The sequence below is a fragment of the Flavobacterium gawalongense genome (genome assembly GCF_007097265.1).
GTDB classification, from domain to species: domain Bacteria; phylum Bacteroidota; class Bacteroidia; order Flavobacteriales; family Flavobacteriaceae; genus Flavobacterium; species Flavobacterium gawalongense.
In genome coordinates, this window is sequence record NZ_VJZP01000001.1 from 318,661 (window position 1) to 333,598 (window position 14,938).

The following is a 14,938-nucleotide window of genomic DNA, read 5'->3' on the forward strand; positions in this document are numbered from 1 at the left end:
TAAATTCCGAAGAAAATAAAATAGCATTTTCCTATTCAATCATTATGAAGTATCTTTGCTCTTAACAAACAACAACATAATGAATTATTTTTCTTCTGATTTCAAACTGGGAATTCTCGGTGGCGGACAACTCGGCAAAATGCTGTTGTTTGATACCCGAAAATTCGACATACAAACTTATGTTCTTGATCCAAGTAATGAAGCTCCATGTAAAATAGCCTGTGATAAATTCTTCAAAGGCGATTTAATGAATTTTGAAACCGTGTATAACTTTGGCAAAAAAGTTGACGTTTTGACTTTTGAAATCGAGCTGGTTAATCTTGAGGCTTTAGTGAAACTCGAGGAAGAAGGATTAAAAGTATATCCTTCTCCTAAAACATTGAAACTGATTCAAAACAAAGGAATTCAGAAAGATTTTTACACAAAACATGCTATTCCAACAGCAAATTACAAACGATTTGCCAATTTAAAAAGCTTAATTGTTAACATTCTCGATTCCAAATTAAAATTACCTTTTGTATGGAAATGCACTGAATTTGGTTATGACGGAAATGGCGTAAAAGTCATTAGACAAATTTCAGATTTAGATAATTTAGCCAATGTAGAATGTATTGCTGAAGAAATGGTTCCATTCAAAAATGAATTGGCGGTTATTGTTTGTCGCAATCCATCAGGTGAAATAAAAACTTATCCTGTAGTAGAAATGGAATTTCATCCAGAAGCAAACCAGGTAGAATATGTGATTTGTCCTGCTAGAATTGATGCAAAAGTTGCTGAAAAAGCAAGAGCAATCGCCCTGAATGTTTCTGAGAAGTTCAATCATGTAGGTCTTTTAGCCGTAGAAATGTTTCAAACTGAAGATGATGAAATCCTAGTTAATGAAGTTGCTCCCCGCCCGCACAATTCTGGGCATTATTCTATAGAAGCCAGTTACACCTCACAATTTGAAAATCATTTACGAGCTATTCTCAATTTACCCTTGGGAAACACAGATAGTAAAGTTGCCGGTATTATGGTAAATTTATCTGGTGAAGAAGGCTTTTCTGGAGATGTAGTTTACGAAAATATTGAAAAAATATTAAGTTGGGATGGCGTTACGCCTCACATTTATGGCAAGAAAGAAACACGTCCCTTTAGAAAAATGGGGCATGTTACTATTGTAAATAAAAATATTGATGAGGCAAGAAAAATTGCTGAAAAAGTAAAAAACACGATTCGAGTAATTTCAAATAATTAAAAAAATTTAATGATTTAAAGATTAAAAGATTTTCATCAAACTTGATATTAATTTTTCAATCTTTAAATTTTTCAATCTTTAAATAAAATATAATGAGCAAAGTAGCCGTAATAATGGGAAGCATTTCTGATATGCCCGTAATGCAAGAAGCCATAGATATTCTAAAAGCATTTGACATAGAAACAGAAGTTGATATTGTTTCTGCGCACAGAACCCCAGAAAAATTATTCGATTTTAGTAAAAATGCACATCATCGTGGGATTTCGGTTATTATTGCTGGTGCTGGTGGCGCCGCACATTTACCCGGAATGGTGGCTTCGATGTCTCCACTTCCAGTAATTGGCGTTCCTGTAAAATCCAGTAATTCAATTGATGGTTGGGATAGTATTTTATCTATTCTTCAAATGCCGGGTGGCGTTCCTGTAGCGACTGTTGCGTTAAACGGTGCAAAAAATGCCGGAATTCTTGCCGCTCAAATCATAGGAAGTCACAACAAAAGTGTCCTTGACCGAATACTATTATATAAAACAGGATTGAAAGAAGCCGTAGACATAGCTTCCGAGAGTCTAAAAGAATAAATAATTTCAAAACTACTCTGTTCTTTTTCAGGAGCTATTTGCTTCGCCAGTCGCTATCGCTCGTGTCCCGCTATTCGTTGCAATCTTTTATTTTTTAAAGAAAAAAATAAAAGGATTTTCACTGCAAACGAAGTTCACTGAACTCCGATGAAAATAGAAATCAAGTGAAGTAATCGGGGCTACAAAATTATCTCGTTTCCGAATCCCGCAAGGTTTTTGAAACCTTATAAGTTTTTTTGACAATTAAAATCATACCTACAAGGTTTCAAAAACCTTGCAGGATAAAAAATAACACAATGAGCATCTTAACCCACCATTTCAATACAAAGTATAATACAGCCCCTTTTTCGAAAATCAAAAACGAAGATTTTCTTCCTGCTTTTCAAAAAGGAATCGAATTGGCAAAAGCTGAAATCGATGCCATTGTACGAAATCCTATAAAACCAACTTTCCAAAACACTATTGAAGCATTGGCATTTAGTGGCGATGTTTTGGATAGAATTTCAAGTATTTTTTTCAACTTGAATTCAGCAGAAACAAATGATGAAATTCAAAAAATCGCTCAAGAAGTTTCTCCTTTATTGTCTGAATTTGGAAATGATGTTCGTCTTAATCCTGATTTATTCGCGCGAGTAAAGACAGTTTACGAGCAAAGAGAAAAATTGAATCTAAATCCCGAGCAAACCACACTTTTAGATAAAAAATACAAAAGTTTCTCCAGAAACGGAGCTAATCTGCCGGAAGACAAAAAGAGCCAATTAAGAGAAATCGACAAAGAATTATCGAAATTGAGTTTGCAGTTTGGCGAAAATGTTTTGGATGAAACCCATGCTTTTCAATTGCACCTTACCAATGAAAGCGATTTAGCTGGTTTGCCGGAAGGAACTATAGAAGCCGCTCATTCATTGGCCAAAAGCCAAGAAAAGGAAGGCTGGATTTTTACTTTAGATTACCCGAGCTATGTTCCGTTTGTGACGTATGCCGATAATCGGGAATTGCGCAAGAAAATGGCAATCGCTTTTGGCGCCAAAGGTTTTCAAAACAACGAATTTGACAACCAAGAAATCGTGCTTAAAATTGCTAAATTGCGTTTTGACAGAGCACAAGTTTTAGGATATGCCACTCACGCCCATTTTGTACTTGAAGAAAGAATGGCAGAAAGCCCGGAGAAAGTGAAAACATTTTCGAATGACTTATTGGAAAAAGCCAAGCCGGCAGCTTTGAAAGAATTTGCACAATTAACCACTTTCGCAACAGCGTTAAACGGCATTGAACAATTGGAGAAATGGGATGGCGCCTATTATTCGGAGAAATTGAAACAGCAGTTATTCAATTTAGATGATGAAATATTAAAACCTTATTTCCAATTAGAGAAAGTGTTGGACGGTGCTTTTGCAGTAGCGCAAAAATTATATGGAATCACTTTCGAAGAAATTTTCGAAGTGGATAAATACCATGAAGAAGTAAAAACCTACGAAGTAAAAGATGAAGACGACCAATTAGTTGCCGTATTTTATGCTGATTTCTTTCCAAGAAAAGGCAAACGTAACGGAGCCTGGATGACGTCGTTTAAATCGCAATACATAAAAAAAGGAATCAACGAAAGACCACACATTTCCATTGTGTGTAATTTCACAAAACCTACAGAAACAAAACCATCATTATTAACTTTTAATGAAGTCACAACCTTGTTTCATGAATTTGGTCACGCTTTACACGGCATGTTAGCGAACACAACTTATCCAAGTTTATCTGGAACAAGTGTATATTGGGATTTTGTGGAATTACCAAGTCAGATTCTGGAAAACTGGTGTTACGAACCGGAAGCATTAGCTTTATTCGCTTATCATTATCAAACTGGCGAAATGATTCCAATGGAATTAGTCCATAAAATTAAAGAAAGCGCCAGTTTTCAGGAAGGAATGGCAACGATGCGCCAATTGAGTTTTGGATTGTTAGATATGGGATGGCACGCACAAGATCCTTCAAATATTAAAGACATCAAAGTTTTTGAAACCGAACAATTTGCCGCTACACAACTATACCCTGATGTAAAGGAAAATGCGATGAGCACTTCCTTTTCTCATATTTTTCAAGGTGGGTATTCTTCTGGATATTACAGTTATAAATGGGCAGAAGTTCTCGATGCTGATGCTTTCGAATATTTCCAGGAATGCGGCATCTTCAATAAAGAAGTGGCCACCAAGTTCAAGGAAAATGTACTTTCTAAAGGCGGAACAGAACACCCGATGATTTTGTACAAACGTTTTAGAGGACAAGAACCAAAACCGGAAGCGTTGTTAAAAAGAGCGGGATTGGTTTAAACAACAACTATTTAAAACCCGAAGTTCAAGTGCTTCGGGTTTTTTAATTTTTCTGAAAATTAAACGTAAAGAAACTATGAGTTTTCTAAAAGCCGAATGGAATAATTTAGCAATGATTAATTATGAAGTTAATCCTCAAATATTAGAACAATATGTTCCAAAAGGAACCGAAATAGATCTCTATAACGGCAAATGTTATGTTAGTTTTATTGGTTTCCTATTTGAAAACGTGAGATTTTTAGGAATGAAAATCCCTTTTCATTCTGATTTTGAAGAGATCAATCTTCGGTTTTATGTGAGACGCTTTGAAAATGGAGTTTGGAAAAGAGGTACGGTTTTTATTAGTGAAATTGTCCCAAAATACGCCATATCATTCGTGGCAAATACCTTCTACAACGAGCATTATCAGACTTTACCCATGAAACACACTTTGAAAGTTAATGAAAACACCATGGAATTTATTTACCAATGGAAAGTGAATAATAACTGGAATACCATTCATGTAGAAACCAATAAAAATCCCATTGCGATTGAACCAGGCTCTGAAGCTGAATTTATCACCGAGCATTATTTTGGTTATAACAAAATAAATGAAAACGAAACTTTTGAATACCAAGTTACTCATCCCAGATGGCGACAACTGGAAGTAATCAACAATTCATCCTTGATTGATTTCGAAAGCGTTTATGGAAAAGAATTTGCTTTTATCAGGGATTTAAAACCTACATCAGTCATTCTTGCCATTGGTTCTAAAATCACTATTGAAAACAAACGAAAAATCTAAATTTTGATGGCTGCCGTAAAAATTCGACTAGAAAAATCATCTAATCAATTTTCTTATCGAAAGAAATAAAATATTGAAAAATTTATCTGAAAACGAGCAGTAACGACCACCAAACAATTGGTACGCTTTCCACCCAAAAAGACGATACTATTTAAATTTATTTCAAAAACTCCCTGAAATTTTCCTTGCTTACCACCAAAAAACTGGATTGATACGCTTCTTGAAATGATTTAGGCAACTTCGCTTTTTTAGTGGAAGACCATTTGAATTCAAAAGCACTCACTGCATCAGCATTAGTTTCAATATAATCTATTTCCTGTTGTTGTGTGGTTCTCCAAAAGTAAGGTTTTGATAAACTTTGAGAATAGGACAACTGTTTTACTCGCTCTGAAACTAAAAAATTTTCCCACAATGCCCCTTTATCCTGCCTAAATTCTAAGGAATTAAAATTTCCAATCAACATATTCCGAACACCATTGTCGTAAAAATAGATTTTTCTGTTTGCCTTTATCTCATTTCTCAAGTTTTTGCTAAAACTATTTAGTCGAAAAATCACAAAAGCCTTCTCCAACAAATCTATATAATTATTAACCGTATTTTTATCTACACCAACTAATTGTGCTATTTCATTATAGCTTACCTCGCAACCAACCTGAAAAGCTAAGGCTTGTAATATTTTTTCTAAAACTTCCGATTTCCTGATACCCGCTAAACTCAAAACATCTTTATATAAGTAGCTAGAAACAAGGTTTTTCAAAATTTCATATTCATTACCAAAGTTATTTATCACATCTGGATACATTCCATAAAGCAACCGCAACTCCAATTGCTGCTGCGCTTTTATATAACCTACATTCGTTTCAAATTCATTCCAGGAAATGGGATACAAACGGTATTCAAATTTGCGTCCCGTCAATGGTTCTTGTGTGACATGATTAATATCAAAAGCCGAAGAACCACTAACAAGCACTTGCACATCTTTGATTTGATCAACAATAATCTTTAGTTTTAAACCAATCGCAGGAATACGCTGTACCTCATCAATAAAAACGTATTTATAATTTCCAATAATACTTTTTAAGGTTTCGGTATTTGCTTTTGCTAAAGTATCAACTACAACCGCATCATCACCATCAAGAAATAGAAACGGAATATCCTTTAATAAAGCGTTAATCAATGTAGTTTTACCAACTTGTCGCGGGCCTATTAATACAATAATTTTGCCCTTCCCTAAATTCTTCTCTATTATTGGCATTAAATCTCTACTAATCATAACCGTAAATTTTAACCAAATATAGTACAATTATATCGTATTCACCAAATTTATACTGTTTTTGGTGAACGTATTCACCAAATTTATACTGTTTTTGGTGAACATATTCACCGAATTTGAGTTTTTCTAAAACAACAAAACCATCAACCACCAAACAATTGGCACGCTTTCCACCCAAAACGAAGTATAATATTTCGAGCGTTTTTCATTGGCAAAAAGCAGAAATAACAAAATCATAACCACTACTATCAAGTTGACAATTAATTGATTTTCATCAAAATTACTTTTTAGAAATTCCAGAAAATAAAACGGAATTAAAAGTAACAATCCCAATATTTTGGTTCGCTTTACTCCTATTTGTTGCGGTACGGTTTGCAGATGCGGGTCATCATTGGCCAAATCAATAATTTCAAAAATAAGCACCAATACAAAAATCAAGATAAATCGCTGAATGCATTTTAGATAGAAATCAAGCGTTATCGACACATTGACATTCAAAATAGGCAAAGCCAAAGTTACTCCTACCCAACACAACGCCACAATATAGATTTTAACTCCTGCCCAATTTCTGGCATTTTTTTTATTTGGAAAAAACGGAAGCGTATACAACAAAGTGATACTCAAAAAAGCAATTGCTACGATTTGAGTAATCCGTTGCAGCTGAAAAAAATAAAAACCAACCAAAAGAAGCGCAAAAAAACTAAATACGGCAATTATTTTTAACTCCTTGCGCATCATTAGTTTTTTGGCCCTGGCCAAAGCATCATATTTTACGAAATTATATCCTACAATTGTTCCAAAAAAAACAAAATTAGCTATTGGTTCATCCGCAGCAATGTGAAACATGTGTTGTGTCATTCGCACTAAGGCATAACACGACAATCCCACGTGAATACTGCTATTGATATAAAAATTGAATAGTTCTTTGAAAATCTTCATGAGACAAAATTAATCAATTGTGAGCAAATCTGTCATTTAGCTGAAAAATCAATAAAAAAGGAGACCCAAAATACCTTTTAGATTATTAATAATACTTAATTTTGCACCACTAAAAAAACAACACCTACATTTTTATATGAAAACAGATGCTTTTGCTTTAAGACACATTGGTCCAAGAGAAAACGACCTACAACATATGTTGAAAACCATTGGAGCGGAGACGCTGGATCAATTGATTTTCGAGACAATTCCTAGTGATATTCGTCTAAAAGCTGATTTGGATTTAGATCCTGCAATGACCGAATATGAATTTGCAAATCACATTCAAAAATTAGGGAATAAAAATAAAGTTTTTCAATCCTACATTGGTTTGGGTTACAATGCAGCAATTATCCCTGCAGTTATCCAAAGAAACGTTTTTGAAAACCCAGGTTGGTATACTGCTTACACACCTTATCAAGCAGAAATTGCTCAAGGCCGTTTGGAAGCAATTTTGAATTTCCAGACTATGGTTATCGAATTAACCGGAATGGAAATCGCCAATGCTTCTTTATTGGACGAAGGAACTGCTGCTGCAGAAGCTATGGCATTACTTTTTGATGTTCGCTCTCGTGATCAAAAGAAAAATAATATTTGTAAATTCTTCGTTTCCGAAGAAATATTACCTCAAACTTTATCAGTTTTACAAACGCGTTCTACGCCAATTGGTGTTGAATTAGTAATTGGAAATCATGAAGATTTCGACTTTTCAACGGACTATTTTGGAGCTATTCTTCAATATCCAGGGAAATTTGGACAAATTCATGACTATGCCGATTTTATCGCTAAAGCTGCCGCAAACGAAATAAAAGTGGCTGTTGCTGCTGATATTTTGAGTTTGGCAAAATTGACTCCTCCGGGAGAAATGGGCGCTGCAGTAGTTTTAGGAACTACACAACGTTTCGGAATTCCATTAGGTTACGGTGGTCCACACGCTGCCTATTTTGCTACAAAAGACGAATACAAAAGAAGCATGCCGGGAAGAATCATCGGTGTAACTGTTGACACTAATGGCAATCGTGCGTTGCGTATGGCGTTGCAAACGCGTGAGCAACACATTAAACGTGATAAAGCCACTTCAAATATTTGTACCGCACAAGTTTTATTGTCAGTTATGGCAGGAATGTATGCGGTTTATCATGGCCCAAAAGGCTTGCAATATATCGCTAATAAAGTACATGCTTCGGCAGCTACATTGGCAAACGAATTAGAAAAATTAGGTTTCCAACAAACTAATACTGCTTTCTTTGACACTATTGTTGTTAAGGCTGATGCCAAAAAAGTGAAAGCTATTGCTGAACAAAACGAAATCAACTTTTATTACATTGACGAAAATACCGTTTCTATTTCTTTGAATGAAACGACAAGCGTTGCTGATCTAAATAAAATTATTGCTGTTTTTGCTTCCGCAAAAGAGACTCAGGCAACAACAATTGAAAGTTTATCAGAAACCAATCATTTTCCAGAAAGCGTAAACAGAACATCAACGTTCTTACAACATGATGTTTTCAACAAATTCTATTCGGAAACCGCTTTGATGCGTTACATCAAAATGTTGGAACGAAAAGATTTGGCTTTGAATCATTCGATGATTTCATTAGGTTCTTGTACCATGAAACTGAATGCAGCTTCAGAAATGTTGCCTTTAAGCATGCCGCAATGGAATAACATTCACCCATTTGCACCACTTGATCAAGCACAAGGATACCAGGAAATGTTAGCCAAACTAGAACAACAATTAAATGTTATCACCGGTTTTGCAGGAACGACTTTACAACCCAATTCAGGTGCTCAAGGAGAATATGCAGGATTAATGGTAATTCGTGCGTACCACCAGTCAAGAGGAGATCATCATAGAAACATTGCTTTAATTCCATCATCAGCTCACGGAACTAATCCGGCATCAGCAGCTATGGCGGGAATGAAAGTTATTGTTACCAAAACTTTAGAAAACGGAAATATCGACGTAGAAGATTTACGCGAAAAAGCAATTCTTCACGCAGCCAATCTTTCTTGTTTGATGGTAACGTATCCGTCAACTCACGGTGTATTTGAAAGTGCTATTAAAGAAATCACACAATTGATCCACGATAACGGCGGACAGGTCTATATGGATGGTGCCAATATGAATGCCCAGGTAGGACTTACGAACCCTGCAACTATTGGTGCTGATGTTTGTCACTTGAACTTACACAAAACGTTTGCTATTCCTCACGGTGGTGGTGGACCAGGTGTAGGACCAATATGTGTTGCTCCACAATTAGTACCATTTTTACCATCAAACCCAGTAATTCCAACGGGAGGAGAAAATGCTATTTCGGCTATTTCTGCAGCTCCTTGGGGTTCCGCTTTAGTTTGTTTAATTTCTTATGGTTACATTTCAATGTTAGGTGCTGAAGGTTTGAAACAATCTACTCAATATGCGATTTTAAACGCGAACTACATTAAAGAGAAATTAAACGGCCATTATGATACGTTGTATTCCGGAGAAATGGGTCGTGCAGCTCACGAAATGATTTTGGAATGTCGTCCTTTCAAACAAAAAGGAATTGAAGTTACTGATATTGCAAAACGTTTAATGGATTATGGTTTCCATGCCCCTACCGTTTCTTTCCCAGTTGCGGGAACATTAATGATTGAACCAACTGAAAGTGAAAACTTAGAGGAATTAGATCGTTTTTGTGATGCGATGATTTCAATACGTAAAGAAATTGAAGCTTCTACTCTGGAAGACAAAAATAATGTCTTAAAAAATTCTCCACATACTTTAGCCATGCTAACTACTGATGTTTGGGACTTCCCTTACACTCGTGAGCAAGCAGCTTTCCCATTGGATTATATTGCTGAAAATAAATTCTGGCCAACTGTTCGCAGAGCAGATGATGCTTATGGCGATAGAAATTTAGTTTGTTCTTGTGCGCCCATAGAGGCCTATATGGAAAATTAATTTTTAAATTAATTCAAAAAAATGTCTCGAGAAATGGAGGCCACTGAAAAACATCGCTTATTTTGATTAGCGTCGTTTTTTAGACAATAAAAAAACGCTTGTAACAGGATTTTTAAACATCCCTTACAAGCGTTTTTCTTTTTGTAACTGTTTTTTATTGTAGGTTGTATCAGCCGATTTTTGACTGATAGAGGTTCATTTTGCATAATGCGCGTGTAGCTTGCATTTCCTACATTAATTTCAGTATTCTTTTTAAGTTGACTGCAAAAATTGCTATCGCTCCTTGCATTTGCATATTGGTAATGCCATACGATATTGCTCTATCATAACCATGTACATTTTTTAATTCACTGTTTTTCGCTTCTATTTTGTATCGGTGTTTTGCTTTTTCTTTGTAATAGTCAGTGTCTTGAAAGCTGATTTGTTCTTGGTGTAAGTCTGATTTTATCGATACAGAATATGTTTTTGTCTTGGCTCCGTCTTTATAACAACCCTCTTTTAAAGGACAAGACTTGCATTTTTCGACATCAAAATAGTAGGTTTGTACTTGATTCGTTCCAATGTTTTTTTTACCCTGAAGAGCCTTTCGTATAGCCATATGACCTGCAGGACAAACAAACATATCGGCATCTTTATTGTAATCAAATTTATCTTCGTCTTTTCTAAATCCTTGTGTTATGGAAGGATTTAGACGCGCTACTACTTTAATGTTTTGTTCACTTGTGAGTTTAAGATTTTCTTTCCCTGAATAGGCTGCATCGCCAATAATTGTATCTACATCAATTCCATTTTCTTGACTAATTTCTAAAAGTTTAGGTAATTCTGGTCCATCTCCTTTTTCTCCTGATGTTACTACAGCTGCTGTAATGATACGTTCTTCAGTCATTGCTAAATGAGTCTTATATCCAAAGAAGGAACTATCAGCGGATTTATGACCCGTTTTAGCATCTGTATCTTTTGATAACGTAAAATTTTCCTGAGTGTCTTCTATCGTTTCTTTTAGCAAGTTTAATTTTTCTTTCACGGCAGGTATGGAACATAAAGATTGTTCTTTTTCCAGCCGTTTCTCCAACTCTTTACAATAGGCCAATTCCTTTTCCAATTCATTGGTGTTGTTCTTCTCTGGCATGCGTTCTTTCCATTGGTCATCAAATAAATAAACCGTTTTTCGTAGTAGTTTGGAACGTTCACGCAATACTTCAATTGCCGAAAATGGATTTGATCTCGATAAAGTATGTGTGGCATCAACTATAATAGACTTGGAGCGTATGATGCCCTTTTCAACAGCTATAGATACCGTTTTACCAATCAATAGATTTAATAGGTCGGTGTCCTTCAAACGTAGTTTTCTAAATTTTGTCAAGGAACTTGAATTTATGACATCTTCCTCTGGTGCCATTTCCAAAAAAGACTTAAAAGACATATCAAAACGGGAACGCTCAACTACATCAACATCTGAAACGGTATAAATTGTTTTCAGAAGTAAATACTTGAACATACGCACAGGACTCTCTGCTGTGCGACCATTATTGGCGCAATACTTATTTAGCAACTCATCGTAGATAAATGAAAAATCAATCAACTCATTAATTTTCCTTAGCATATTATCCTTGGGAACAATTAAATCATATAACGAAGAATACGAACTGAACTGAATTTTTTGTTGCTGAACTAACATCTAAAAGGCCTTATGGTTACAGTTAAAAATACGAAAAAAAGGAGCAGAAAACTTTGATTTCTACTCCTTTTTATTAACAATATATTCGTAAAAAGACTTTTTCAGTGGCCTCGAGAAATCGGGACATTTTTTTTATACCTCAAAATTTATACAAAATTCAGAAAATAGTACAATGCAAATTCTTAAAATATCCATTTTATCAATCGCAACAATTAGTAAAGAAATATCGCATCGATTTTTGCAATTTGTAAAAAAATAATCAATATTTTTGCCAATAAATTATTATTTCATAATTATATGCATGCATAGTAAATATTATGAGTGTAATAACTTTTTAATCATTAAATTAGCCTGAATTTTTGGAAAAATAACCCGATGAAAATAAAAATAACTGGAATAGGAAGTTATATTCCTGAGAAAAAAGTAAGTAATACAGACTTTGGCGAACATGTTTTTTTAAACGAAGATGGAACCGCCTTTGGTTATCCTAACGAAGTTGTCATTAATAAATTTAAGGGAATAACAGGAATTGAACACAGACGTTATGCCGAAGATCAGTACACCTCATCTGATTTAGCTTTTTTTGCCTCCCAAAAAGCAATAGAAAATGCTGGAATTGATCCAGAAACAATAGATTATATCATCTTTGCACACAACTTTGGCGATGTAAAATGCGGAACAAATCAATCCGATATGATTCCAAGTTTGGCCACCCGTGTGAAACACAAGCTCCAAATAAAGAACCCAAAATGTGTTGCCTATGATATCCTTTTTGGATGTCCAGGCTGGATAGAAGGGGTTATGCAGGCCAATGCTTTCATCAAATCGGGAATGGCAAAACGCTGTCTGGTAATTGGCGCTGAAACCCTTTCGAGAGTAGTCGACGCGCATGACAGGGATTCCATGATTTATTCTGATGGCGCAGGCGCTTCTATTATTGAAGCTTCTGATGATGAAACAGGAATGTTGGCTTATGAAAGTGCTACTTATGCAAATGATGAAGCCAATTATTTGTTCTTTGGTAAATCATACAATCCTGATTTAGATCCAGACATTCGTTACATAAAAATGTATGGTCGCAAGATTTATGAATTTGCATTAAGCCAAGTTCCGGCTGCAATGAAAAGTTGTTTGGACAAAAGCGGATTAGACATTGACGACGTAAAAAAAATCCTTATCCATCAAGCCAATGAAAAAATGGACGAAGCGATAATCCAACGTTTTTACAAATTATACGACAGACCCGTACCCAAAGACATCATGCCAATGAGCATTCACGAACTGGGAAACAGCAGTGTGGCAACCGTTCCTACCCTTTTTGACTTGTTAATTCGTGGAGAAATAGAAAACCAATCCATACAAAAAGGCGACGTTCTTATCTTTGCATCCGTTGGAGCGGGAATGAATATCAACGCATTTGTTTACAGATATTAATCATTATAATGAATTTGGTAATCAGGAGCTAATCCGGCTATACATTACAATTCCTCACTACAAAACTTGTTTTTCTAAGGTGTAAGAAAGCTTCTTTTAGTCGCTTTTTACACCTTGAAAAACTACATTTTGAAGCTCCGGGATTTTCATTCCTATCCGGGCTAAAAAACAATGTCCAAAAACACATTTATTACTATATTTGTGGCTTCGTGCCCTTGCGGCAAAATCAAAAAAACATGTACGAAAAAACGTTTCCCAATAAAAGATTCAAACACACTTTAGAATTTCTAAAAAAACACATCTCCACGGATGAAACCATATTAGATTTAGGCGTAGAAAACCCTTTTTCTAAAATCATGAAATCTGAAGGATTTGCTGTTAAAAACACAACAGGAGAAGACTTAGATATCGACCAAACCGTACTTTCAAATGAAAAACAGGATGTCGTAACTGCTTTCGAAATCTTTGAACATTTACTCAATCCGTTTACTATTTTAAAAGAAATAAAATCCGATAAGCTTTTTATATCTATCCCAATGCGTTTGTGGTTTTCACCAGCATATCGAAGCAAAACAGATATGTGGGACAGACATTACCATGAATTTGAAGATTGGCAATTGGACTGGCTATTGGAAAAAACAGGCTGGAAAATAATCGACCGAGAAAAATGGACCAATCCCGTTAAGAAATTTGGCATTCGTCCCTTATTACGTAAGTTCACCAACCGATATTATATTGTTTACGCTGAAAAAATCCCCTCCCCAACCCTCCCCGAAGGGAAGGGAGCCTAGACTCTACAATTTTTAAGCTAAAAATCTCAGCATCTTAGAAACTTAGTCCCTCAAGAAAAATGAATTATTACATTGTTATTCCGGCTCATAACGAAGAAGCATTTATTGCTTTAACTTTGGAATCTTTGATTTCGCAAACTGTTTTACCAAAAAAAGTGGTGGTGGTCAATGATAATTCTACCGACAAAACAGCCGAAATCGTAACAGCTTTCGTCAAAGAAAATCCGTTTATTACTTTGGTAAACAAAACTTCAAGTGCGATACATCTTCCGGGAAGTAAAGTCATTCAGGCGTTTCACAAAGGTTTTGAAACATTGGACGAAGATTATGACGTCATAGTAAAACTGGATGCCGACTTAATTCTACCTAACAATTATTTTGAAACTATTTTAAACATTTTCGAAAAAGATGCAACAATAGGGATGGCCGGCGGATTTGCCTATATCGAAAAAAACGGCGAATGGATTCTGGAAAACCTAACCGATAAAGACCATATTCGAGGCGCATTCAAAGCCTATAGAAAAGCATGTTTTCAACAAATAGACAACTTAAAACCTGCAATGGGTTGGGACACCGTTGATGAATTATTGTCTAAATTTTATGGCTGGAAAATAGCTACTGATGCTTCATTAATCGTAAAACATCTAAAACCAACTGGAGCTAATTATAACAAAACAGCACGTTACAAACAAGGTGAAGCTTTTTACACCTTAGGTTACGGTTTTTTAATCACGGCGATTGCCTCGGCAAAACTGGCTATGATGAAAAAGAAACCTTTCCTTTTTTTAGATTACATCAAAGGTTTTTGGAAAGCCAAAGCTGCTAAAACCCCTTTATTGGTAACTGCAGAACAAGCAAAATTCATTCGGAATTATCGTTTGAAGAAAATGAAAGAAAAAATTTTCTAACGAAAA

At 35.3% G+C, this 14,938-nt stretch carries 11 protein-coding genes; 8 read left to right on the top strand and 3 right to left on the bottom strand.

The features are described 5' to 3' along the window. Positions 1 to 79: 79 nt before the first annotated feature. The 4 genes from FNW38_RS01520 to FNW38_RS01535 all read left to right on the top strand — a co-directional run bounded on the left by FNW38_RS01520 (position 80) and on the right by FNW38_RS01535 (position 4,923). The gene (locus FNW38_RS01520; RefSeq protein WP_143387656.1) at positions 80 to 1,237 is read left to right on the top strand and encodes a 5-(carboxyamino)imidazole ribonucleotide synthase; all 1,158 of its coding nucleotides are present in this window, start codon (positions 80 to 82) and stop codon (positions 1,235 to 1,237) included. A 92-nt stretch (positions 1,238 to 1,329) separates the two neighbouring features. After that, positions 1,330 to 1,815, top strand: coding sequence for a 5-(carboxyamino)imidazole ribonucleotide mutase (gene purE / locus FNW38_RS01525; protein WP_143387658.1), 486 nt, complete (start codon positions 1,330 to 1,332; stop codon positions 1,813 to 1,815). Between the two features lie 296 nt (positions 1,816 to 2,111). Further along, the gene (locus FNW38_RS01530; RefSeq protein ID WP_143387659.1) at positions 2,112 to 4,139 is read left to right on the top strand and encodes a M3 family metallopeptidase; all 2,028 of its coding nucleotides are present in this window, start codon (positions 2,112 to 2,114) and stop codon (positions 4,137 to 4,139) included. A 76-nt stretch (positions 4,140 to 4,215) separates the two neighbouring features. Next, positions 4,216 to 4,923, top strand: a complete 708-nt coding sequence (locus FNW38_RS01535) for a YqjF family protein (RefSeq protein ID WP_143387661.1) — start codon at positions 4,216 to 4,218, stop codon at positions 4,921 to 4,923. Positions 4,924 to 5,080: 157 nt separating this feature from the next. On the opposite strand, the gene FNW38_RS01545 is transcribed toward FNW38_RS01535, so the two are convergent. Further along, a complete protein-coding gene (locus FNW38_RS01545; RefSeq protein WP_143387663.1) occupies positions 5,081 to 6,196 on the bottom strand; it encodes an ATP-binding protein in 1,116 nt (371 codons plus the stop codon). A 126-nt stretch (positions 6,197 to 6,322) separates the two neighbouring features. Continuing rightward, entirely contained in the window at positions 6,323 to 7,135 is an 813-nt protein-coding gene (locus tag FNW38_RS01550) for a hypothetical protein (protein WP_143387665.1), read from the bottom strand. Between the two features lie 136 nt (positions 7,136 to 7,271). Here FNW38_RS01550 and gcvP point away from each other — a divergent pair, with 136 nt between their 5' ends. Further along, positions 7,272 to 10,121, top strand: a complete 2,850-nt coding sequence (gene gcvP / locus FNW38_RS01555; protein ID WP_143387666.1) for an aminomethyl-transferring glycine dehydrogenase — start codon at positions 7,272 to 7,274, stop codon at positions 10,119 to 10,121. Positions 10,122 to 10,350: 229 nt separating this feature from the next. On the opposite strand, the gene FNW38_RS01560 is transcribed toward gcvP, so the two are convergent. Further along, positions 10,351 to 11,799, bottom strand: coding sequence for an IS1182 family transposase (locus FNW38_RS01560; RefSeq protein WP_143387668.1), 1,449 nt, complete (start codon positions 11,797 to 11,799; stop codon positions 10,351 to 10,353). A gap of 375 nt (positions 11,800 to 12,174) precedes the next feature. Between FNW38_RS01560 and FNW38_RS01565 the strand changes: the two genes are divergently transcribed. From FNW38_RS01565 to FNW38_RS01575, 3 genes are all read left to right on the top strand, one after another. After that, entirely contained in the window at positions 12,175 to 13,233 is a 1,059-nt protein-coding gene (locus FNW38_RS01565; protein WP_143387669.1) for a 3-oxoacyl-ACP synthase III family protein, read from the top strand. 236 nt (positions 13,234 to 13,469) lie between these two features. Then, positions 13,470 to 14,024, top strand: a complete 555-nt coding sequence (locus FNW38_RS01570; protein WP_143387671.1) for a methyltransferase domain-containing protein — start codon at positions 13,470 to 13,472, stop codon at positions 14,022 to 14,024. 59 nt (positions 14,025 to 14,083) lie between these two features. After that, the gene (locus FNW38_RS01575) at positions 14,084 to 14,932 is read left to right on the top strand and encodes a glycosyltransferase family 2 protein (protein WP_143387673.1); all 849 of its coding nucleotides are present in this window, start codon (positions 14,084 to 14,086) and stop codon (positions 14,930 to 14,932) included. Positions 14,933 to 14,938: the final 6 nt, after the last annotated feature.